Origin of the sequence: Dolichospermum sp. FACHB-1091 (genome assembly GCF_014697585.1) — a bacterium.
In the GTDB taxonomy this organism is placed as follows: domain Bacteria; phylum Cyanobacteriota; class Cyanobacteriia; order Cyanobacteriales; family Nostocaceae; genus Dolichospermum.
This window is the reverse complement of record NZ_JACJSB010000020.1, coordinates 1-20,788: the sequence shown is the minus strand read 5'-3', so window position 1 is coordinate 20,788 and position 20,788 is coordinate 1. Positions and strand designations below refer to the sequence as shown.

General features: G+C 37.5%; 21 protein-coding genes and 3 pseudogenes. 15 read left to right on the top strand and 9 right to left on the bottom strand.

Features of this window, described 5'->3' with window-relative positions; genetic code table 11:
* Positions 1–6: 6 nt before the first annotated feature.
* The 3 genes from H6G25_RS13805 (at position 7) to H6G25_RS13795 (ending at position 1,111) form a co-directional block, all read left to right on the top strand.
* The gene (locus H6G25_RS13805) at positions 7–348 is read left to right on the top strand and encodes a hypothetical protein (RefSeq protein WP_190392970.1); all 342 of its coding nucleotides are present in this window, start codon (positions 7–9) and stop codon (positions 346–348) included.
* A 20-nt stretch (positions 349–368) separates the two neighbouring features.
* Positions 369–605: a DNA-directed RNA polymerase subunit omega gene (locus H6G25_RS13800; RefSeq protein ID WP_137909147.1), complete on the top strand. Its 237-nt coding sequence runs from the start codon at positions 369–371 to the stop codon at positions 603–605.
* A 140-nt stretch (positions 606–745) separates the two neighbouring features.
* Positions 746–1,111 (top strand): hypothetical protein, encoded by a 366-nt coding sequence (locus tag H6G25_RS13795; RefSeq protein WP_028084018.1) that lies wholly within the window; start codon positions 746–748, stop codon positions 1,109–1,111.
* Positions 1,112–1,201: 90 nt separating this feature from the next.
* Here the strand turns inward: H6G25_RS13795 and H6G25_RS13790 are convergent, their stop codons facing one another.
* Positions 1,202–2,062 (bottom strand): alpha/beta hydrolase, encoded by an 861-nt coding sequence (locus H6G25_RS13790; protein ID WP_190392969.1) that lies wholly within the window; start codon positions 2,060–2,062, stop codon positions 1,202–1,204.
* Between the two features lie 452 nt (positions 2,063–2,514).
* On the opposite strand from H6G25_RS13790, the gene H6G25_RS13785 reads away from it, so the two are divergent.
* A complete protein-coding gene (locus H6G25_RS13785; protein WP_190392968.1) occupies positions 2,515–4,011 on the top strand; it encodes an HlyD family efflux transporter periplasmic adaptor subunit in 1,497 nt (498 codons plus the stop codon).
* Between the two features lie 89 nt (positions 4,012–4,100).
* Positions 4,101–4,189: pseudogene (locus H6G25_RS21240) on the top strand (NfeD family protein); the annotation flags it as partial.
* Between the two features lie 114 nt (positions 4,190–4,303).
* Here the strand turns inward: H6G25_RS21240 and H6G25_RS13780 are convergent.
* Complete coding sequence (locus H6G25_RS13780; protein WP_190392967.1) at positions 4,304–4,690, bottom strand: Fur family transcriptional regulator; 387 nt, start codon at positions 4,688–4,690, stop codon at positions 4,304–4,306.
* A gap of 133 nt (positions 4,691–4,823) precedes the next feature.
* Between H6G25_RS13780 and purS the strand changes: the two genes are divergently transcribed.
* Both purS and purQ read left to right on the top strand, forming a co-directional pair.
* A complete protein-coding gene (purS, locus tag H6G25_RS13775) occupies positions 4,824–5,102 on the top strand; it encodes a phosphoribosylformylglycinamidine synthase subunit PurS (protein WP_190392966.1) in 279 nt (92 codons plus the stop codon).
* A gap of 44 nt (positions 5,103–5,146) precedes the next feature.
* Positions 5,147–5,818 carry a phosphoribosylformylglycinamidine synthase subunit PurQ gene (gene purQ / locus H6G25_RS13770; RefSeq protein WP_190392965.1) on the top strand — a complete coding sequence of 224 codons (672 nt, stop codon included), beginning with the start codon at positions 5,147–5,149 and terminating at the stop codon, positions 5,816–5,818.
* 216 nt (positions 5,819–6,034) lie between these two features.
* Here purQ and H6G25_RS13765 read toward each other — a convergent pair whose 3' ends face one another.
* The 7 genes and pseudogenes from H6G25_RS13765 to H6G25_RS13740 form a co-directional block, all read right to left on the bottom strand.
* Positions 6,035–6,814 carry a YebC/PmpR family DNA-binding transcriptional regulator gene (locus H6G25_RS13765; RefSeq protein ID WP_190392964.1) on the bottom strand — a complete coding sequence of 260 codons (780 nt, stop codon included), beginning with the start codon at positions 6,812–6,814 and terminating at the stop codon, positions 6,035–6,037.
* Between the two features lie 51 nt (positions 6,815–6,865).
* Positions 6,866–7,513, bottom strand: a complete 648-nt coding sequence (locus tag H6G25_RS13760; RefSeq protein WP_190392963.1) for a Uma2 family endonuclease — start codon at positions 7,511–7,513, stop codon at positions 6,866–6,868.
* A 78-nt stretch (positions 7,514–7,591) separates the two neighbouring features.
* Positions 7,592–8,617, bottom strand: coding sequence for a glucokinase (locus tag H6G25_RS13755; protein WP_190392962.1), 1,026 nt, complete (start codon positions 8,615–8,617; stop codon positions 7,592–7,594).
* A gap of 80 nt (positions 8,618–8,697) precedes the next feature.
* A complete protein-coding gene (locus H6G25_RS13750) occupies positions 8,698–9,345 on the bottom strand; it encodes a histidine phosphatase family protein (RefSeq protein WP_168359763.1) in 648 nt (215 codons plus the stop codon).
* 42 nt (positions 9,346–9,387) lie between these two features.
* The gene (locus H6G25_RS13745; RefSeq protein ID WP_190392961.1) at positions 9,388–10,557 is read right to left on the bottom strand and encodes a pyridoxal phosphate-dependent aminotransferase; all 1,170 of its coding nucleotides are present in this window, start codon (positions 10,555–10,557) and stop codon (positions 9,388–9,390) included.
* 29 nt (positions 10,558–10,586) lie between these two features.
* Positions 10,587–10,794, bottom strand: a pseudogene (locus H6G25_RS21235) (IS4 family transposase); the annotation flags it as partial.
* 6 nt (positions 10,795–10,800) lie between these two features.
* Positions 10,801–11,403, bottom strand: coding sequence for a DUF3318 domain-containing protein (locus H6G25_RS13740; protein ID WP_190392960.1), 603 nt, complete (start codon positions 11,401–11,403; stop codon positions 10,801–10,803).
* A gap of 64 nt (positions 11,404–11,467) precedes the next feature.
* Between H6G25_RS13740 and H6G25_RS13735 the strand changes: the two genes are divergently transcribed.
* The 8 genes and pseudogenes from H6G25_RS13735 to H6G25_RS13700 all read left to right on the top strand — a co-directional run.
* Entirely contained in the window at positions 11,468–11,713 is a 246-nt protein-coding gene (locus tag H6G25_RS13735; protein ID WP_190393021.1) for a hypothetical protein, read from the top strand.
* Between the two features lie 118 nt (positions 11,714–11,831).
* Positions 11,832–12,512: a 2-C-methyl-D-erythritol 4-phosphate cytidylyltransferase gene (ispD, locus tag H6G25_RS13730; RefSeq protein WP_190392959.1), complete on the top strand. Its 681-nt coding sequence runs from the start codon at positions 11,832–11,834 to the stop codon at positions 12,510–12,512.
* 80 nt (positions 12,513–12,592) lie between these two features.
* Entirely contained in the window at positions 12,593–13,123 is a 531-nt protein-coding gene (scpB, locus tag H6G25_RS13725) for an SMC-Scp complex subunit ScpB (RefSeq protein ID WP_190392958.1), read from the top strand.
* 253 nt (positions 13,124–13,376) lie between these two features.
* Positions 13,377–13,721 carry a DUF760 domain-containing protein gene (locus tag H6G25_RS13720; protein WP_190392957.1) on the top strand — a complete coding sequence of 115 codons (345 nt, stop codon included), beginning with the start codon at positions 13,377–13,379 and terminating at the stop codon, positions 13,719–13,721.
* A gap of 462 nt (positions 13,722–14,183) precedes the next feature.
* Positions 14,184–15,083 (top strand): M23 family metallopeptidase, encoded by a 900-nt coding sequence (locus H6G25_RS13715; RefSeq protein WP_190392956.1) that lies wholly within the window; start codon positions 14,184–14,186, stop codon positions 15,081–15,083.
* Between the two features lie 526 nt (positions 15,084–15,609).
* Positions 15,610–18,585, top strand: coding sequence for a DUF1574 family protein (locus H6G25_RS13710; protein WP_190392955.1), 2,976 nt, complete (start codon positions 15,610–15,612; stop codon positions 18,583–18,585).
* A 78-nt stretch (positions 18,586–18,663) separates the two neighbouring features.
* Positions 18,664–20,163 carry an MBOAT family protein gene (locus H6G25_RS13705; RefSeq protein WP_190392954.1) on the top strand — a complete coding sequence of 500 codons (1,500 nt, stop codon included), beginning with the start codon at positions 18,664–18,666 and terminating at the stop codon, positions 20,161–20,163.
* A 185-nt stretch (positions 20,164–20,348) separates the two neighbouring features.
* A pseudogene (locus H6G25_RS13700) lies at positions 20,349–20,788 on the top strand (photosystem II q(b) protein); the annotation flags it as partial.

Here is a 20,788-nt window from a genome sequence, read left to right as displayed (position 1 = left end):
TAAAAAATGGTAACTATAGTTGTCCTGATTAACATTATCATTTCCCTCCTGCTTCTTTGTCTAGCTCAAAAATTATGGCAAGCAAAGGATGCTCTAACACTGATAGCAGATTTATTTAATCAATATGAACGCGCTAGTTATGAAGTGCTACATACAGCAGTAGATAATATTTATCTAGTTCAAGAAGATATTCAGAACCTCAACCTCAAAAATCAGATACTGCAACAGCAAATCCAACAAATACAGCAAATTATCAGCCTGATCATTGTAATTAGGCAAATTTCCACAGGATATTGGTTAAAAAATAAAAATTATCCTAAATTCAAAAATCCGAGTAAACTGGGATAGAATCTCCAGAGTCGTCAATTATGCTTAAGCGTTCTAAATTCGAGGCAACTCAGTCTCAAATCATGCACCGTGCTGAAGAACTAATTAGTGCGGCCTCAAATCGCTACCGCATTACGGTGCGAGTTGCAAACCGTGCTAAACGCCGACGTTATGAAGATTTTGAAAATAACGAAGATTCAATAATGAAGCCCGTATTGAGAGCAATTATTGAAATGTCTGATGAATTAAATCAGCCGGAAATTATCGGTGAACTATAATTTAAACCTCATTCTCTGCTAGGGAATAACGGTTTGACCAGCCTTTCTCCGACCAGGAGAGAGGTGAGGAAGTTCACCGCAGATAAATCTGTACTTTGGTGGAGTAGCAAATGGTATAAATAAATTGAATTTCACTCAATATGGCGGATAAAAACTTAGAAACTCTAATTATAAAAATTGTTAAAAAGGTAATTAGAAAAGAGATAAAAAATCAAAATCAGGATCATCAGCCAATCATCGTTACTGGATCTAATTCTACATTAGATAATTGGCAAAATCCAGAGCCGACGGAGGAGATTATTGATGATTTAGAAATTAGTCCTTACATTAGATTACCTGAGAAAGAAGATATAGAACTGGAGCGGAAATTACGAGAACTCAAGTTTAAACAAGAATTGAGAAAAGATTGGATTTCTTTTCTGGTGAAAGATGTAATTGTTTATTCAGCAACTATGATTTTTATTTTGGTACTTGCTGGTTTTTATCTATTTCGTGTTCATGGTTAGTTTGAAGGTCGAGATTTCACAACCCCGGACTTGTGAGAGAAGTCCGGGATATGATATTGTTGTTGAGATTTATTTAGGTTTTGTGACAGGTTAGTGTTTATTCATCCAATCAACTAAATCAGTGATTACCTCAAAATAATTAATATCATCATGTAAATTATGATAAGCACCAGGGTATTCAATTCTTAACTTATCTGGATAATTCACCTTTTCATAAAACATTTGACTTCCTGCTGGTAAAGCGATTCTATCAGCACCACCATGTAAAATTAATAGTGGTACTTGCCATTTTTCCGCGTGGGTGTGAATCCAATCTACTGTAGCGAAAAACTCTGTAGATAACCTAGCAGTAGCGAGGGTATGACGTAATTTATCTTGAGTATAGGAATCTAAAATTTTCTGATTTCGTGAACCTGCGCTAAAATCTAAGCCAATATGCAAGGAAAAACGCGGCCAGACGCGGGAAAATAACTTACCTAAAACTACGCGACTCAGTGGTACTCCTACTTGACCAATACTAGGTGAAAAACCAATCACACCCGCTAATATAGATTGATCTTTGACATAATGGAGAGTATAATCTAATGCAATTACTCCCCCCAAGCTATGTCCCAACAGGAAAATCGGGTATCCTGGTTGTTGCTGTTGAATTAACTTGAGAAAAGCCTGCAAATCATCACGAAATTCAGCCCAAGTATTAATGTAACCTCTTTGACCGGATGAACGTCCATGACCACGTAAATCTAAGGCATAAACCGCATATTCTCTGGGTAACAAATGCTCAACTATGGTTTTGTAAAGTCCGCTGTGTCCTCCCAACCCATGTACAATGGCCAATATTCCCCTGACTTCCCCCCCAGGATGCCAGCTTTGGTAATATAAGTCAAGCCCACCCACACCTGAAAATTTGCCTTCTTGGCGAGATGCAATCGCGTCGCTGTGGTAAATCATATAGTTAATTGGTTATTTCCTTGGCTAGTAAGCTACTAGCTGATTAAAATACATTGTAGAGAAAATTGCTTCTAACTGTAGAAAGAAATACAGATAATTTTTCTAAAAACTCTCATGTTTTTAAAATCTCCGACTTGTGGGAGAAGTTGAGGATCTGAATATGATAAAAGTGGTGACATAGATAACAGTATTTTATATTCCCATAGATTACTATTAAATATTTAGTTATTTAGTCATTTAGTCTTTATTTATTGGTCATAGAAATTATTAGGTTCGGCATTTTCTCCTTGAGAATTTATAGCGGTTCTTTTGTTAATTCCAGATATCAGAACCCGTCAGCAAGGAGAAAAATATTTTCTTATGTAAGTGCATACCGTTATAGTTTTATAGGCCAGAGATAAAATTGGGATAACTCAATAAAAAACAACTAGTAAACCCCAGTAATTATGAATATGAAATTTTCCCTAGCTGCAAATGCTGTACAAGCACGTCAGACAAAAGAGCGATTTGCTAAACCAGAAGAAAAATTGTCTTATGAATTGGGTAAAGCTGTACAGGAATTACCACCACTTTACACAAGATTGTTAGCGGGAACAATTAGTGTTATTGTATTGGGAACAATTTCCTGGGCGCATTTTTCAGAAATTGATGAAGTAGCCACAGCAACAGGAGAATTAATTGCTTCTACCCAAGTTAGACCGGTGACAGCTTTGGGTAATGGTTCTATTTTAGCAGTAAAAGTGAAAGAAGGCGATCGCGTTACTAAAGATCAAATTTTAATTCAACGAGATCCCAATTTTCAACAAACAGATGTTAACCGTTTAGCTAAATCTAGTAAATTAATCGAAGATGATTTACAACGATTACAAGCCGAACGTTCTGGGGGAAAAACTGCGGGAACAATCATCCAGGATGAACTTTTAAACTCCCGTTTATTAGACTATAAAGCCAAGCAAGCAGCAGCAGTAGCAGAAGCCAAGCGACAACAATCAATTATGAATCAAGCCCAAGTGAGATTAAGTCGTTTACAGGAAAATTTGGCCAATGCTAAAATCACTTTTAGCAATGTTCAAAAAAACCTAGAAAATACAAAAAATTTGCGCTCTATGTTAGAGAGTAATTTACAAATTGCTCAACAAAGAGAAGAAAATCTGCGGACTTTATTTCAACCAGGCGCTTTACCCAGAGTTGATTATTTAGAGGCTCAGGAAAGATTAAATCGTGCTAAGACAGAGATGATCAGAAGTGCAGATGAAATCACAAAAATTCAAAATAATCTCACAGAAGCTAAAGATAAAATTACATCTTTAGAAAAAGACATTGCTGCTCAAATTCAAGAAATTAATCAAGCAGAACAAGCTTATCAAACAGCACGTAATCAAAGTATTCGTTTAACCTCAGAACGTCAAAGTGAAATTCTCACCCAAATCAACAAACGTCAAGAAGAATTAACCACCGTTGCTGGTCAATTAGAACAAGCTAGAAAACAAAAAGACGGAGAAACTATTAAAGCCCCAGTTGCTGGTACAATTTACAAAATTAAAGCTACTAAAGGTCCAGTACAATCTGGAGAAGAACTATTATCAATTTTACCAGAAGGGGAAGAAATGCTCTTGGAGGTAAAAGTTCTTAACCGTGATATTGGCTTTATTAATCAGGGAATGAAAGCGAAAGTTAAAATCGCTACTTTTCCCTTTCAAGAATTTGGTGTAGTTGAAGGTCAAGTATTACAAATTAGTCCTAATGCGACAATTGATAAAGAGTTAGGTTTGGTTTTTCCCACAAGAATTAAGTTAAGTAAACATTCTTTAAATGTGCGCGGACAAGAGGTAGAATTTAATCCAGGCATGGTTGCTAACGCCGAAATTGTCACTCGGAAAAAGTCGGTTTTAACCTTCATTATTGAACCAATTACTCGACGTTTCAGTGAGGCATTTTCCGTGAGATAATCATCTCTATGCAAGGATCTCAAGTTCCTTGCTAATAACTTAATTTATCTTTAGATAACTAAATAAATCTATTCTTCAGGACAAACATTATGTCAAATTTTACATTGATTTGGTTATTAGCTGGATCGGTTCTCTGTTTGACAGAGCTTTTTTACCATCGGCTTTTGTTTCCTTTTTGTGGACCCACGTACCATTCCCGCGACTCTAGAGGGTATCGGTTCCATCGTATCAGATAATGAGGAAGCCTCAAAACCAATATTTCCGGTTAATTAAGTAATTTTATCCGTGATAGTCAAGTATTTCCTTGACATTTATTACACAGTCCAAAAAACTCTAAGGTGTGATAAAAAACTTTAAATTCATGACTGGTTTGTAATTGTCTTTCTAGTTCGTGGACAGGACATTGATTAATGGGTATGGAAATACCGCATTGTAAGCAAGTTAGGTGATGTTTATCCTGTTGTACTAAGCTATAAAGAGCTTCACCATTTGCTAAAGTTCTTACCTGTACTAAGCCTTCTAGTTTCAGTGCTTCTAGAGAACGGTAAACCGTTGCTAAACCCATACTTTGATTAAAGTTACGTAATTCTACGTAAATATCCTGGGCGGAAATGCTGTGTTTAATATTTTTTAACAGGTTTAAAATCCTTTCTTGACTACGGGTGCGAATGTTTCTCATGGGTTGTTAAATTTGTATCTATGGTAGCGGTAACTGATGAATTACCCCTAGATTGCTAAATCCTAATTATATTTTCACTCAGTTGCAACATAAAAGTTATAGTATAGTGATCGCAGCTTTTAGCAAAGGCCTCATGCAAAGAAAATATTTAGCTAAAATTTTTGTTACCTTGAGAAATTCAGTATTAGATCCCGCCGGTGTGGCTGTACAATCTGGCCTCATACAAATGGGATATGATAATGTGGAACAGGTGAGAATTGGTAAATACATTGAGTTAATTATTGTCGCACCAGATGAAATGAAAGCGCGTCGAGACTTAAATCAAATTTGTTACGAAATGCTATCAAATCCCGTGATCGAAAATTATCGCTTTGATTTGATTGAAGTGGAATCACAAACGGGAGCATTTTGAAATTGTAATTTGGTAATTAATTCACTACTGACCACTGACTAATTATGAAATTCGGTATTTTAGTTTTTCCAGGTTCTAATTGCGATCGTGATGTTGCTTATGTTACTAAAGACTTGCTAGGACAACCAACTCGTATGATTTGGCACCAAGAAACAGACATTACTGATATAGATGTGGTAATTGTTCCTGGTGGCTTTAGTTACGGGGATTATTTACGTTGTGGTGCGATTGCTCGCTTTTCTCCAGTTATGCAGCAAGTGATTGATCATGCACAACAAGGTAAGTTTGTCATCGGTATTTGTAACGGGTTTCAAATATTAACTGAGTCTGGTTTGTTACCTGGGGCATTGACGAGAAATCAAGACTTGCACTTTATTTGCGATCGCTCTCCCTTGAAGGTAGAGCGTAATAATTTACCTTGGACTCATGGTTATACGCAAGGAGAAGTGATAACTTTACCAATTGCCCACGGAGAGGGACGATTTTACAGTGATGAAACCACTTTAGCAGAAATTGAAACCAACGGACAAGTTTTATTTCGTTATCAAGAAAATCCCAACGGTTCGCTTAACAATATTGCGGGGATTTGCAATCTTCAAGGTAATGTATTAGGAATGATGCCACATCCAGAAAGAGCAGCAGATAAAGCATTAGGTAATAGCGACGGTTTCCGCTTATTTCAGGGTTTGTTGGGGAAGGTAGCAGCTTTAGTGTAACAGATACCCGACTTCTCGAAGAGGTCGGGAATTTCTATTTGTATTTTTATATGCCAAATCGCTTACAAGTATCCTTGTCTTTGATGCCAGTTTTGGTGATTTATGGTCTTTTTTGTTTTTAGATGTCTGTTTTTATTCTTGTTTCTCTTTTTTACCTCAGTAATTTACCTCTGTGACAGTTGGGCTACGGAATGTAGGCTATATATTAATTAAGCATTAAGAAATACTTGTATCCATTAAACCATCTGCTATTTCAAAATTAGTGATAACATTTTGTACATCATCTAAACATTCTAAGGTATCAATTAATTTAAAAAGCGATCGCACGTGTTCAATATTTGTTACTTCAACTTGATTAGCAGGAATCCAGCGTATTTCTACATCAACTACTTTAAATCCCTTTGCTTTCAAAACTTGGCTGAGTTTCTCTAAATTTGTTACTTCAGTAAATACCTCAGATGTTTGGTCTGCAATCATTTCATAATAATCAGCATTTCCCCCTAAAGAAGCTTCTAAAAGCTGTTCTTCATTAATTACATCCTCAACCACACAAACACCCTTTTGGGAAAACATCCAACTGACACAACCGGTTTCTCCCAAATTTCCGCCATTTTTACTAAAGGACACCCGTAAATCAGCAGCAGTACGGTTGCGGTTATCTGTGAGGGCTTCAATCAAAATTGCGACACCACCCGGACCATAACCTTCATAACGAATTTCTTCTAAACGGTCGTGATAGCGAGGATCTCCGTAGGAATCACCAGCAAAAGTACCTGCTCCTTTAGCGATCGCTCTATCAATGTTATCATTAGGAATACCTGCCGCTTTGGCTTTATCAATGGCGGTCCGTAGTTGAAAATTCCCCGCTGGGTCTGGTATACCATTTCTAGCTGCGACAATTATCGCGCGAGATAGCTGGGTAAAGATATGTCCCCTTTTTGCGTCTACCACCGCTTTTTGACGTTTAATATTAGCCCATTTACTATGTCCTGCCATAATTCCCAAAATTATGAGTACGCTATTTAAAAATAGGATGAAATCATAAGATTATTGCTGAAATTGGCTTAATAACCAAGCACAAACTTGACTATGATCCATTTGTCGAGTTTTTCTTAATGCTTCATTCAGTAAAGAAATCTGTAATCCTGGTAATACTTGAGATTCATTAATTCTTCTACTTCCGCCATTTTCGATGATAAAAGGGATAATCTGGAGATTTTGGACATCAAGTACCCAATATTCGGGTATACCCATATCTTCATACATGAGACGTTTTTCCCCTTGATCATCAGCTAAGGAACTATTAGCAACTTCAATGACTAAATCTGGTACAGGATAAACATCTAAGTTGACAATGGAAGTTCCATAGGGAATAGCATTTGCTTTTTCAGCAATATAATAAGAAACATCTGGTTGAACTTCTTGAAATCCTATTTTCCTGTATGTACAATTATCTTTGCTATTAAATTTAATTCCCTTAATTGTTGCAAATAGGTTAACAGCAAAAATAATCATACTATGGTAACAAGCATGATCATTTCCAATTGGTGATATTTCTATCCTCATTTTCCCCTGATGATAATAACTTTTGGCTTTTTTATCAGCAAAACTTTCAATTACTTGAATATATTCATCCCAAGTTGCTGTTATCCAATTGTTAGTTAGTAATTGCGTTGGTATTTCAGTGATGATCATTTTTTGCTACTCCTGAATATTTCACTGATATTACATCATCATAGAAGTTGTAGATGCAGATTTTACTGTTATTGCTATTTATAACCTAGATGCAGACAAAGCAGCACCAATTAACCCGACTTGTTGATTGAGAATCATAAATACAGGTATTTCTTCCAGAAGAGAACCCATTCTTCCCTTCTGGGTGAAACTAGCCAGAAAACTGCCATCCTGTATTAAAGGTAGGATTTTAGGGGCGATACCACCAGCAATGTATAATCCTCCATAAGGTAGTAGTTTTAGGGCTAGATTCCCCGCTTCAGCACCGTAGGCCTCTATAAATAATTGCATAGTTTGTTCCGAAAGGCGATCGCTTTTTTCTAAAGCAGCATTCCCAATTAACGCACCCGGGTCAACGGTTTTTTCTGACTTTCCGGCTTCTTGTTCCCAAATTCTGACTGCGTTAGCAATTGCTGGAGACTCGGTAGCTATTTTCCGATCTCGTAAAAATTGATAAATAGAAGTAATTCCCAAACCAGAAACAACCCTTTCTACGGATACTCGTTGAATATCATATTTAGTCAAAATATATTTCAACAATTCAAATTCTAACTCATTGCGGGGGGCGAAATCTGCGTGTCCACCCTCCGAAGGAAAGACTTGATAATCCTGTCCCTGTTTAATCAAAAATCCCTGTCCTAACCCCGTTCCTGCACCGATTATAGCCATTGGTGCTGTTGATTGATATTTACCAACCTGTAAAGTTAGTAAATCCTGTTTAGTTAGACCAAAAATACCATAACCAACGGCAGCAAAGTCATTAATTAGAGAAATTCTTTCAATACCCAATTCTTTGCTTAAACGTTCCGTATCCAGAAACCATGATAAATTAGTCAACTTAGCAGTATTTCCTACCACAGGTCCAGCGATGGCAAAACAGGCTTTGTCTGGTGTGCTAGAATTAGCTGTAGTCAAAAACCTTTGGACCATGGGGACTAAATCAGGAAAATCCCCACTGGGAAAACTTTCCTCATACAGAGTTTTTAGCCCTACCGCATCTGAGAATTGTACCAGGCGCAAAATAGTTTTTGTTCCACCGATGTCTCCTGCTAGTAGCAATGTCATAAAATTTATCAGCTAGTAAGTTACCTGTGTTAGTTATTGTCCGTTGGGATTTCGGGAAAATCCCCTTATGATCAGATTATTTACACAAATCGCACCAATTCCTCAATTTTAGTTAAATGGGAAGTATCTCCTTTTAGTTCCAGCAACCATTGGGAATCTTGACGCACAACTTTTACCAAGGAACAGAGAGAGGCCTTAACTTCAGTTTTAGCTATGTCTCCCACTAACCCCATTGCTGCCCCCAATACGGAAGCACCATGGGCTACTAATAGGATATCATGGGGAAAAAATTCAGTAGATAGACATCTGGCAGTTTGGGCTGAACGTTCTCGCACCTTTTCATGGGTTTCGGGGTATTGTGCAGCTATACGTGATGTATAACTGGGGTCAATTCTGGGAAATAATTTGACTAAGGTTGGAGTTGAGAGTTTTTCCGGTTCTTCGGTCATCCATGCTGGATTTAGCCATTCACTCAAACCTATTTCTAGTTTAATAGATAAATCCAAAACTTCAGCGATCGCATGAGCAGTTTGTATGGTTCGCAAAAATGGAGAAGCGAAAATGTGAGCGATTTTTTTCCCTTTCAGTCGTTTTGCTAATTGCTGTGCTTGTATCATACCATCATCGGATAAAGGCGGATCATACCGTCTTTCGGCGGTTAAAAACCAATCTGGATTTACGAAATCAAGACGGTTAGCGTGTCTTGCTATCCAAACTATTTGACTCATGGGAGAAAATGATCTTAAGGAGTATGAATTTTCTGGTTGCGGTTATGATGATACAACAGTTTGCAGTCCCTTAACCAATCTTTCCACACCTGATTTTGCTGTATCTGCTGATAATGCACCATAAGCAACGCGCAAATAACAACCCTGTTCTATACCAAAAGTAGTTCCGGGAATCACCGCTATTTTATATTCTTGAATCAGTTTTTTCACCAATTCCAAATCATTCATTTTGGTATGCACTTTTAAGAAAAAGTAAAACGCACCATTGGCTGGTGTAATCGTACATAAACCGGCTAAATTATGGAGTTCATTAATTACTATTTCTCTAACTTGGGCAATGGCGTTAATATTATCTTTTAAATAATTATCTTTGGCTTGTAACGCGCCTAATGCTGCATATTGAGAAACCACCGGTGGACAAATTAAAATAGTATCCTGAACCTTTTTTACAGCCATTAATAAATGTTCGGGAATAACCATATAACCAATTCTCCAACTAGCAAAACCATAGGCCTTTGATAAACTAAAAAGAGAAATTGTATGGCGATTACTGTCTAAAAATGCACCAGGAGAAAAATGTTTTGCACCATTGTATGTAAAATATTCATAAGCCTCATCACTAATATGATAAATTCCCTTTTCTCGACAAATTTGATTAACTTGACGTAAAGCCATTTCTGAATAAACTACACCAGTTGGATTATTAGGAGAAACCGTCACCACAGCACGGGTTTTCTCTGTAATTGCAGCGGCTATAGCTGGGGGAATTAAACCGTAATCTGTATCAGTTGGGACTAATATCGGATGACAACCTGCCATTTTAATCGCCATTTCATGATTAAAATAGTAAGGAGTATTTAAAATAATTTCATCACCAGGAGAAGTAATTGCTAAAATAGTATTTATAAAGCCCATATTGCTACCAGCAGTCACCACAACAGCATTTTTTTCATTAATATCAATACCATTAAATATTGATAATTTTGCTGCTAACGCTGTTAATAATTCAGGAACACCAACCACAGCTTGATAAAGATGATTTTTCGGTTCAGCAAGAAACTTTGGTAATAGTGACATAACCGTTGCTGGAGGTTGGTAGTGAACCACACCTTGACCCAGGGAAATCGTTCCGGGAGAGTTTTTAATTAATTCTCCAATCACGGGAATAATTGGTGATTGAATCCCATTCATGCGCGATAATTCGTAATTCATAACTTGTAAAAAGACACAACTAATGGTTATTCTAAATAATAGCCTCCTTTCTGGAAATCTCTAAACACTTCTTGAATATCAAATCTTTGTTTATAGGCAGAAATATTCAATTCTAAGGCATCAAAATTTGTTAAGATAAACCACCATCTTTGGGTGATAATCCTTTGATTTTACCCTTTTACACGCCACCTTAAAGTTAAAATTGATGAAACCACGAGTCTTTGTCACCACTCCGCTGTAAATCTATTGATAATTTTTAGGAATACCCACTGGTGATAAACCAGCAATTACTCTCAAGTTTTGATAACGAATTAATTCACTAAAATTCAGTCCAGAACGCCCTTCTATTTTTGCTACGGCTTCAATAGCCGTTAACAAATGTTCGGCGGCTTCGGTTTCTGAATAACCTCGTCTTTGGGCAATACGAATAGCCGCTATATCAGCATTTAATTCTGATTCCTGAGACCTATTCATGCGCCAAATTTGTATGGCGGCTAAAGCACTTAATCCCCCAGATATTACCACACCTACTACATCAGATTGGATTGCTTCGATTATTCCCCCTATAAACCCCGCTAAAACTACTCCTTGATAAATATTAGGTTGTAACCATTTTACGCCTGTTAACCAGCAAACCATCTGCAATAGCAGTAAATCCCGTTGGGGTTTTGTTAACCGTCGCCACAAATCAAAATTAATATATATCGGTCTTGATTGACTTAAAGGCAGGGGAAAGGCAGCATCTATTACCTGTTGTTGTTCTGGTTTACTGACGATTTTTGTCATCATTCGCCCAGAAGCAGGCATGACATCCAATAAACGACGAATTTCAATATTTGACTCCATAGCATCCATTATTAGTCATAATTATCTATATTCAGTGGCTATTAAGATTACACTTTATATTGATATGGACGCTTTTGATCCTCATCCGCCAGAATGGACAAATCGGGCAACTCACGCCTATCAGTTTCATTGTCCTAAATGCCACGCCAGTAGTCGAGAGGCTGTTAATGTCTGGTTAAATAGGCGATCGCCCGTAACTACGGCAGATCGTCGTCGTAAATGGCAAGAATTTTATCATTGTCATTGCGGTTATGTCTGGTGGGCTTGGAGTAATGATCGGCCACCAACAAATTTATCTGGGGAAAAATGATCTTTATCTGATATCCCCGACTTCTCAAAGCAGTTGGGGATCTATCCTAACCAACACCTTAATGCAACATTTTAATTTAATCTAAATTTAATCTATTAGTTAAATATTTAGGAAAGTTGTGCATTTACTAATTCCCGCAGCCGGAAGTGGCAGAAGAATGGGCGCAAACCGCAATAAACTTTTATTACAGGTACGTTCAAAACCTTTGATTGCTTGGACTTTGTTAGCCGCAGAAGCCGCAAGTTCTATTAGTTGGATAGGAATTGTTTCTCAACCTCCCGATTGGGATGATTTTAAGTCCATTATCGCTGAATTAAAGCTGAAAAAAACAATAGCATTAATTCCTGGTGGTGCTACTCGTCAGGAGTCGGTTTATAATGGTTTACAGGCATTACCAACTAATGCAGGACAAGTATTAATTCATGATGGCGCTCGTTGTTTAGTAACACCAAATTTATTTGATGCTTGTTCGGATGCAATTCTACATTGTTCTGGTTTAATTGCGGCTGTACCTATTAAAGATACGATTAAAGTTGTTAATGACAATGGTATCATTACAAGCACACCAGAGCGTAAGCAATTATGGGCGGCTCAAACTCCCCAAGGGTTTGATGTTAATTTGTTGAAACAGTGTCATGCTGAGGGTATTCGTCAAGGTTGGGAAGTTACTGATGATGCGGCTTTGTTTGAAAAATGCGCTATGGAAGTGCGAATAGTTCCTGGGGAGGAGACTAACTTGAAAATTACCACTCCTCAAGATTTAGCGATCGCTGAATTTATACTTGGTCATAGGCAATAGGTAAGAGGTAAGAGTTTTTTCTAGTGACTAATTTACAAATCTCAAATCCAAAATCTAAAATCCAAAATCCAAAATTCTGAATGGTCAAGAATATATCTATAGCCACAACGATAGAAGCGATTCTTTATTTAAAAGGTAAACCCCTATCTATCAGTGAAATTGCTGAATATGCCAAGTGCGATCGCCCCAGAGCAGAAGCGGGGGTTATCGAACTAATTGAGAATTATGCCCGACGGGATACGGCCTTAGAAGTCATAGAAACTGAAAACGGTTATAGTTTACAACTGCGCTCTGATTTTCATGATTTAGTACAAGTTCTGATACCAGTAGAATTGGGTGTAGGGGCTTTAAGAACATTAGCAGCGATCGCTCTTCATAATCCCATATTACAAAGCGAATTAATTAACATCCGTGGTTCTGGTGCTTATCAGCACGTTCAAGAATTAGTAGAATCTGGTTTTGTTCGTAAACGCAAAGAAAGTGATTCTCGTTCCTACTCCCTGCAAATAACGGCAAAATTTCATCAATATTTTCAAATCGAACAACTTCCGCAAATTTTGACAACTCCAGAACAAGAAGAACAACTAGAACCAGATTTAGAAGATATTTGAGAAGTTAAATCTTATTTTCTCTAAGCGATCAGAAGTGACCGAGTAAGACTACTTCGGTTAGCATCCGTCAGTGAAGCGTCAAGAATCACTGTCACCTTAGGTAGGTGAGTATGTCAAAATGGCAATAGGACTTACGGAAAACCGTGGGGTAATTCATAAATTCTCCTACCTTTTTCCATGCGCTGTAGAAAATGCGCTAGTCTATTAATATGGTTTAGAGTACAATTAGCAGTTAAGCTAATATAAATCGCCAATGGTGTTTAATCCTGACTTTTTGAATGACGACTCTGAGCAACACCCTAATCAACTTCTGAATGATCGCTTTGGGGACAACCCAAATCAATTACTCAAGTATTTACAGCATCAATCTCCTGAAGTTTTAGCCCGTGTCGCCCAATCTGTCAGCCCCGAAATTAAACAAATCATTTCCCAGAATGTCCAAGGACTAGTGGGAATGATGCCTCCTGAGCATTTTCATGTACAGATTACAACAGATAGGGATAATCTAGCGGGGTTACTAGCATCGGCAATGATGACGGGCTATTTTCTCCGCCAAATGGAACAGAGAATGCAATTGGAACATTTATCGAATCAATAGTCAACCACACAGGCGTGATTAATCATGCCTGTAGTTTTTTTATAGCAGTTTCAGAAATACAGGGGTTTCCGCTCTTATGAGTTACTTCATTTGCCCCCTCCTCGCACCCCCCTCATTCTCCCCGCTGCGGGGGGAAGAAAAGGATAAACTTTTGATATTGGAGGGGGTTGGGGGTGGGGTTCTTGTACCTCATAACATCGGGAAGTGCTGTATTTTGCCTAAATCCTGGCATAAGTGCTTTAATAGTCGTAAAATATACTATAAATTCCTCCTAAATCTCTCACCTACGGGGACATATAGATATAAGAAATTTATCAGCATATTTGAGGATCGCGCCACTTATCAGATTTCATCATGAATTCACTCAAAATTGGTAGTAGAAAGATAGAGGAAAAATCTTGACCCTACCCTTAAGAATTCCCAACTAAAATCTAGAAATTAGTGATTTGTGGACTTGTTGACATGAAATTTTCCTATTGTTTACTTTGTTTTCTGGCATTTTTTAGCACTTTGGGATTATTATCAGCACCAACACAACTACAAAGTGCCAATGCGCGTCCTCGTCCTGGAAGTTGTTCTGGTTCGGTTTTATCTCGTACTGTAGCGCATCAAGTCAGTCCTGGTGAAACTTTAGCAGCTATAGCCACTCGCTACAATTTAGCACCGGAAACAATTATTGGTATGAATCCATCCGTGAAGAAGGGGGTGGTAAGTGCCGGAACAACACTGCAAATTCCTCCGTTTAATGGGATCGTTGTGGAAATTCCTCCCCATCAAAGCTGGCGACAAATAGCATCTAAGTATAAAGTCCGACCAGATACGGTGTTTGAAATTAATGGTTGTCAAAAAAACCCCAAATTTGTCTTTTTACCGATATCTCCAGGTGTAACTTCTACACCTGAAATCAGTGCGAAATCTCCCACATCTGTTACAACAACTGGAAAAATTAGTGGTTATCCTCTCCCTAATAGTACACCTAATAGTACAAGTGTAGCATTAGGTTATGGTTGGAACTATCACCCCGTGACAGGGGAAGTTATCTTTCATAGTGGGATAGATTTGTTAGCATCAGTAGGTACTTCTGTGGCAGCGATCGCTCCGGGAATCATCGTATTTGCTAAGGAACAAGGTAGTTATGGCAAATTAGTTATTATTAACCACGCAGACGGCTTACAAAGCCGTTACGCCCAACTTGACAGCATTAAAGTTACTCTAGGTCAAAAGGTCAACAAAGGTGATACCTTGGGAACAGTTGGGACTACGGGACAACCAACCTCAACTCAACCCCATCTTCATTTTGAAATCCGTTTTCAGAGTTTATTCGGTTGGGAGGCGAAAGATCCCAAGGGATTTTTAATTTAAACTCTGTCCATTTTCAAACCTGGGGTTTTTAACAAGAGTATATTAATTATTCCTGATAATTAACCGCAGATGAACGCAGATAAAGATGGATGATTTCCTAAATTTCTAATCATTGTTTAATTTGTGGTAATCCGGAAAACTGAGAATAGGCAAGCGGTCGCCTCGAAATAATTCTTCACTTGCCTCTCCCATGCTTACTAAAGCCCTGCTTGCGACTTTTTGAGTCACAAGTAATATAAGTATAGACACTGTCCCAGCCTGTAAAAAACAAGATAAAGGAATAGTTAGGGGAATTAAATTTAATCCGGGTTGAGAGGAGAAATGTTGGTTTATAGCTGACATTATAATTCTTAGTGATTAGCAGATTCTTAGTCTCCAATTAGATAACACTATCTTTGTCAATTTTGCAAGGTGGAAAGGTAACAAATTTGTAAAAAAAACCGCAAAATGTGATAATTCTATAGTTATAGTTTACAAGTACAGGTAAAATCTCCCAGTACACCCTTCCTGTTAAATTTCACTGCCCATGAAAAAAGTATTATTTAATCGTCAACAATTCTTAGTACAATGGGTAAGCCACGTAATAAGTATAAATACTTGTGGAGTGAAAGTCCGATTGCTAGGTAATGATCTGTATATTCTGTGTGAAAGTGTTGAGTGTCCACAACGTTGGCAAACCCTGTTGGAGTTACTGCAAGCACTAAAAAAAGGCGATTTGGACAGCCTGACCAATGACGAACAACCTCCCATATACCAAGTATTATTTTATGGTCGTAAAAAAGGGGAACATCTTCCCCAATGGTGTCATCGAGTGTATTTAAATCAACTAGATAAACATTTAGAACAGGTAGAAGAGTCACTATTAGCACAGAAAGAAATAACCACAAGCGCAGGAGGGTCACTGATTATTTCTAATGAGAGTTTGGCACGCCAAGGAGATACAAATGCTATGGCTCGATATTTGAGTGAAAACCTAAGTCATTTAGGTATAGCAGTACAGGTAAAAATTCAGCCCTATCCATCGAAAAATAACTTTTCGACCATCCTTCATCGTCTTTGGATATTTTGTCAGTCTAGTTACAAACCTGACACATCATTATTGGCAGAAACACTATCCCAAAACCTCAGAAATCTCAAGCTTTCTGATTATGAAGATGCCATCATTATTTTCCAAGTTGGAGGGGAAACAGAACCAGATTGGCGATTGCGCGTAGATTTAACACCCCCAAAGGAGATGTTAAGAGAATGGGCGCGTTGGGGAGATGTGCAAGCGATCGCTAGAATATTGACTGAGGAATTGTTAGCTTGCAAAATAGTAGTGCAAATGTCCCTCAAAGAATCTACACTCCAGATATTCTGTACTCCAGCCTTTGATACTTTAGAAAACGCTCCTGCACCTGATCAGGAAATCACTCTACAGGCTATTATTCCACTCCTAGAAAGCATCGCCCCTCAAGGTATCCTCTCAGCTGCCATATACGGATATAAAATCGCCGATAAAAAACCTACTTGGATAAATTCTGTGTCTTTACCAGCTTCTGAACACCCCACTTTAGTTAAATCGGTGTTGGATCTAGCCCGTGCCGGTGATCAACCAGCAATTACCTTTTTACTGGAGCGGTTACTCAATCCTGACTTAGATTGGCGATTGAAAACAGGTGGTATCCGTGTGCGGCTAGTTCAGCAGAATGATTTATTGTATATCATCTGTGATGCTCCTATTTGCCCAAAACCCCATCAAGTCTGTAGGAAAGTGACTCAATTTATCCGCCAACTGGAAATCTCTGGTATTACTGGTGTTTCTATTTACGGTCGTCGCGCTGGTGATAAAGAACCTGTCTGGCATCATAGAATTGATCTAGGAGAACATTCCAGACTACTTTCTGAAGCAACACCGGAATTTGCTTCTACGTCTGAATGTGTAAGTTACCAGATTACCGATGAGACTAGTGAACCAATTTTATTTCCTAATTTAAGAAATGAGCAACTACAAAGTTTTTTCAAACAAATAACCAAAAAGTGGGTAGCAAATACTACCAAAAAAATCAGGCGGTTACTTTTAAACAGCCAATTATTTACAACATTTAATCAGGAAACTGAGCAAAACTATGATGATAAAGGAATTGGTGCTGGTATAATTTGGTTGGCACTAGGATTAATTCTGGCTTTACAAAGTGACTTGATATTAAGTTATGTCTTAGCACTTTCTATTAAGAGTTCTCCCCAACCTACTAATAATATGATTTCACCTTTATCCTTAAAATCTCAACCATCTTTACGAGGAGACAATAATCAAACAGTAAAACCGAAGTCTGCTTTTAATGCTTCTGGATTTATGAATGGTCATGATACTAATTTACCAATTTCATCATTTGAAAAATCGGCTAACGTCACAGATAATATATTAATATCACAATCACAAATGCCTAGTTTTAATGCTAGGCAATTAGACGAGCAACTAGCTCTATATAAACGGCATTTAGCTAACAAAAAACGCCCCCCTGATGTTTTAATTGTTGGTTCTTCCCGCGCCCTTAGGGGAATTGATCCCATTGCCCTTTCTAAAGCTTTATTAGCCCAAGGTCATGGGAATATTGATATATTTAACTTTGGTATTAATGGAGCAACAGCCCAAGTTGTTGACTGTCTTATTCGTCAGATTTTACAACCTGGAGAACTTCCAAAACTTATTTTGTGGGCTGATGGTTCTCGCGCTTTTAATAATGGACGAGAAGATATTACTTTTAATGCAATTTCGGTCTCAAAAGGATACAAACAAATATTACAGAAACCTAGAACAATAGTCAAAGCTGATGCAGTATCTAAAAATAAAGAAGGTTCTCTAAAAAAAATTAATAGTAAACCGGAAACAAAAAATGTTAACATCTATCAAGTGGCTGACGATTGGTTAAATCAGTCTTTATCTAGGTTATCTGCTAGTTATAAAAACCGTGAGCAAATTAAAACTATTCTGCAAAAAAAACTTGAAAATTTACCTTTTAGTTATCAAAATCACCAGATAAAATCAACAGTTAACCTCACAAGTTATTCCGAAATGGCCAATTCTCCGCAAGGAGTTAATTTTGATGGATTTCTACCTGTATCTATTCGATTTAATCCGTCCACATATTATCAAAAACATCCGAAAGTTTCTGGAGATTATGACAATGATTATAAATCTTTCCAACTTACGGGTAAACAAGATCAAGCATTTCGTTCAGTCTTAGAGTTTACCAAAAATAATCATATTTCCTTGGTGTTTGTAAATATGCCCCTAACCTCAGATTATTTAGATCCTGTCCGCACAAAATATGAACAGCAGTTTCAAGAGTATTTATTAAAGTTTACTAGTCATCCTGATTTTATTTACCGTGATTTAAGTCAGCTATGGCCAGCAACAAGAAATTACTTTTCTGACCCCAGCCACGTTAACCGCTATGGTGCTTATGAAGTCTCAAAAAAACTGGCATTAGATCCAATTATTTCCTGGACAAAAAAGTAACTTAGTAGGAAAAGGGTGATTATGTTTTTTCCCTTGAGTAATTCCAAATTATCAACATCAATAAGTAATGACTAAACAATGAAATTTATATCAATTTTTTATGGGATTTTTCTGTTGAGTGTTTTGGTAATTTACTGGAATATTTATTTGGCAAATCTCAGATTATGGATCCTCCTAATAGCCAGTATTTTGTTCTACTCATCTTTGCATATTCGATATTTACCATTAATTTTAATATTGACTTTTATCAACTTCCGGTTGGGTTTAATCATTAGCAATAATACCTCATCAGAAAATTCTTCTCAAGATTCCTATTTATCTCAAGAAGACTGGCAATTTACTCAAGCTGACTTGAATCGAAATAGGCTCAAAATATTATGGATTGGTATAGCTTTTAATATTTTTATTCTTTTAGGTTTTAAGTGTATAAACCATCTACAAAATTTATTTTTTAGCCTATCTAATCAATCACATGAATTAATACATAAAGTAGTTTCCCCCTTGGGAATTTCTTTCTTTACTTTTGAATGTATTGCTTATTTAATAGATGTCTATCGAGGATCTCCAGCTACCACTAAATTTATAGAATTTGCTACATATAAACTATTTTTTGCCAAACTTATTTCTGGACCAATTACTCGTTATCATCATCTGGAATTACAATTCAATGCACTAAAATTTCCCAGTATTGATAGAATAGCAGAAGGACTGTGGTTAATTGGGCGAGGAGCCGTTAAAAAAGGAATTTTTGCAGATAATCTCGGAATATTTGTTGATTTATGTTTTGGTAATTTACAAAGAGCAGGTAGCGCTGATTTGTGGTTAGCTACTTTTGCTTATGGCTTACAGTTATATTTGGATTTTAATGGTTACGTAGATATTGCCCGTGGTAGCGCTTTACTTTTCGGGTTAGTTTTACCAGAAAATTTTAATTTTCCCTACTTCAGCACCAGTATTGCAGATTTTTGGCGACGCTGGCATATAACATTGGGTGATTGGTTGCGTAATTATATTTACTTTCCCTTGGGTGGTTCACGCTGCGGATTAATACGTACCTGCGGCAATTTATTGATAGTTATGTTAGTAGCTGGTATTTGGCACGGTTCAGCCTGGGGTTTTATTGTTTGGGGTTTATTGCATGGTATCGCTTTAGCAATTCATCGTCTCACTTCTTTCTTAAGCGATCGCTTTACAATTCTTAAACTATTGTGGCAAAACCCTCTAGGAATAGTTTTCGCTTGGCTGTTAACACAAATCATGGTTTTCACGTCTTGGATTTGGTTTCGTCTCCCCAACCTCCAGGACTCTACTTTAGTTATACAGCACCTTTGGGGTCATCCTGCTGATCAACAATTTGCGGAAAAACTCTATGTACAAGCTCTGAATATCACTCAGTATCAATTTTCTTACTTATTAGCAAGTATAGCTTTGCTAATGACTGTATCATATAGCTTCAAGCAAGGGATGAAATTGGATCTTAGCTGGCCAATGAAGATTGTTCTCGTCCCTTTATGCTTTTACGCAGTTTGGTTATTAGCTCCTCAAGGGAGTTTACCTTATATCTACTTTGATTTTTAGAGGAATGGATTAGATTTTGAGATAGGAGAAGTTCCTATATACATCGTTACATTAGAAAAACATATAACTGACATAACTAATACTTATTTTAATTATCTTTACAAATTTCAACTTATCCTTTAATGTAGTATTCAGGTAGGCAAAACAACCTACTAAACATCATACGAACATAAAGCACTCATAAAATGACCACCACCTTACAACAGCGCCAAAGCGCCAACGTATGGGATCGCTTCTGCGAATTCATCACCAGCACCGACAACCGCCTATATATCGGCTGGTTCGGAGTATTGATGATCCCTACCCTATTAGCTGCTACCACCTGCTTCATCATTGCTTTCATCGCTGCTCCTCCCGTTGACATTGACGGTATCCGTGAGCCAGTTGCAGGTTCTTTACTATACGGAAATAACATCATTTCCGGTGCTGTAGTTCCTTCTTCTAACGCTATCGGCTTACACTTCTACCCAATTTGGGAAGCAGCTTCTTTAGATGAGTGGTTGTATAACGGCGGTCCTTACCAGTTAGTAGTATTCCACTTCTTGATCGGCGTATTCTGCTACCTCGGTCGTGAATGGGAACTTTCTTACCGCTTGGGAATGCGTCCTTGGATTTGCCTAGCTTT

Excerpts from the sequence above, each read along its gene's own strand:
- H6G25_RS13805 (WP_190392970.1), top strand. The coding sequence starts at position 7 with ATGGTAACTATAGTTGTCCTGATTAACATTATCATTTCCCTCCTGCTT.
- H6G25_RS13800 (WP_137909147.1), top strand. The coding sequence starts at position 369 with ATGCTTAAGCGTTCTAAATTCGAGGCAACTCAGTCTCAAATCATGCAC.
- H6G25_RS13795 (WP_028084018.1), top strand. The coding sequence starts at position 746 with ATGGCGGATAAAAACTTAGAAACTCTAATTATAAAAATTGTTAAAAAG.
- H6G25_RS13790 (WP_190392969.1), bottom strand. The coding sequence starts at position 2,062 with ATGATTTACCACAGCGACGCGATTGCATCTCGCCAAGAAGGCAAATTT.
- H6G25_RS13785 (WP_190392968.1), top strand. The coding sequence starts at position 2,515 with ATGAAATTTTCCCTAGCTGCAAATGCTGTACAAGCACGTCAGACAAAA.
- H6G25_RS13780 (WP_190392967.1), bottom strand. The coding sequence starts at position 4,690 with ATGAGAAACATTCGCACCCGTAGTCAAGAAAGGATTTTAAACCTGTTA.
- purS (WP_190392966.1), top strand. The coding sequence starts at position 4,824 with ATGCAAAGAAAATATTTAGCTAAAATTTTTGTTACCTTGAGAAATTCA.
- purQ (WP_190392965.1), top strand. The coding sequence starts at position 5,147 with ATGAAATTCGGTATTTTAGTTTTTCCAGGTTCTAATTGCGATCGTGAT.
- H6G25_RS13765 (WP_190392964.1), bottom strand. The coding sequence starts at position 6,814 with ATGGCAGGACATAGTAAATGGGCTAATATTAAACGTCAAAAAGCGGTG.
- H6G25_RS13760 (WP_190392963.1), bottom strand. The coding sequence starts at position 7,513 with ATGATCATCACTGAAATACCAACGCAATTACTAACTAACAATTGGATA.
- H6G25_RS13755 (WP_190392962.1), bottom strand. The coding sequence starts at position 8,617 with ATGACATTGCTACTAGCAGGAGACATCGGTGGAACAAAAACTATTTTG.
- H6G25_RS13750 (WP_168359763.1), bottom strand. The coding sequence starts at position 9,345 with ATGAGTCAAATAGTTTGGATAGCAAGACACGCTAACCGTCTTGATTTC.
- H6G25_RS13745 (WP_190392961.1), bottom strand. The coding sequence starts at position 10,557 with ATGAATTACGAATTATCGCGCATGAATGGGATTCAATCACCAATTATT.
- H6G25_RS13740 (WP_190392960.1), bottom strand. The coding sequence starts at position 11,403 with ATGGAGTCAAATATTGAAATTCGTCGTTTATTGGATGTCATGCCTGCT.
- H6G25_RS13735 (WP_190393021.1), top strand. The coding sequence starts at position 11,468 with ATGGACGCTTTTGATCCTCATCCGCCAGAATGGACAAATCGGGCAACT.
- scpB (WP_190392958.1), top strand. The coding sequence starts at position 12,593 with ATGGTCAAGAATATATCTATAGCCACAACGATAGAAGCGATTCTTTAT.
- H6G25_RS13720 (WP_190392957.1), top strand. The coding sequence starts at position 13,377 with ATGGTGTTTAATCCTGACTTTTTGAATGACGACTCTGAGCAACACCCT.
- H6G25_RS13715 (WP_190392956.1), top strand. The coding sequence starts at position 14,184 with ATGAAATTTTCCTATTGTTTACTTTGTTTTCTGGCATTTTTTAGCACT.
- H6G25_RS13710 (WP_190392955.1), top strand. The coding sequence starts at position 15,610 with ATGAAAAAAGTATTATTTAATCGTCAACAATTCTTAGTACAATGGGTA.
- H6G25_RS13705 (WP_190392954.1), top strand. The coding sequence starts at position 18,664 with ATGAAATTTATATCAATTTTTTATGGGATTTTTCTGTTGAGTGTTTTG.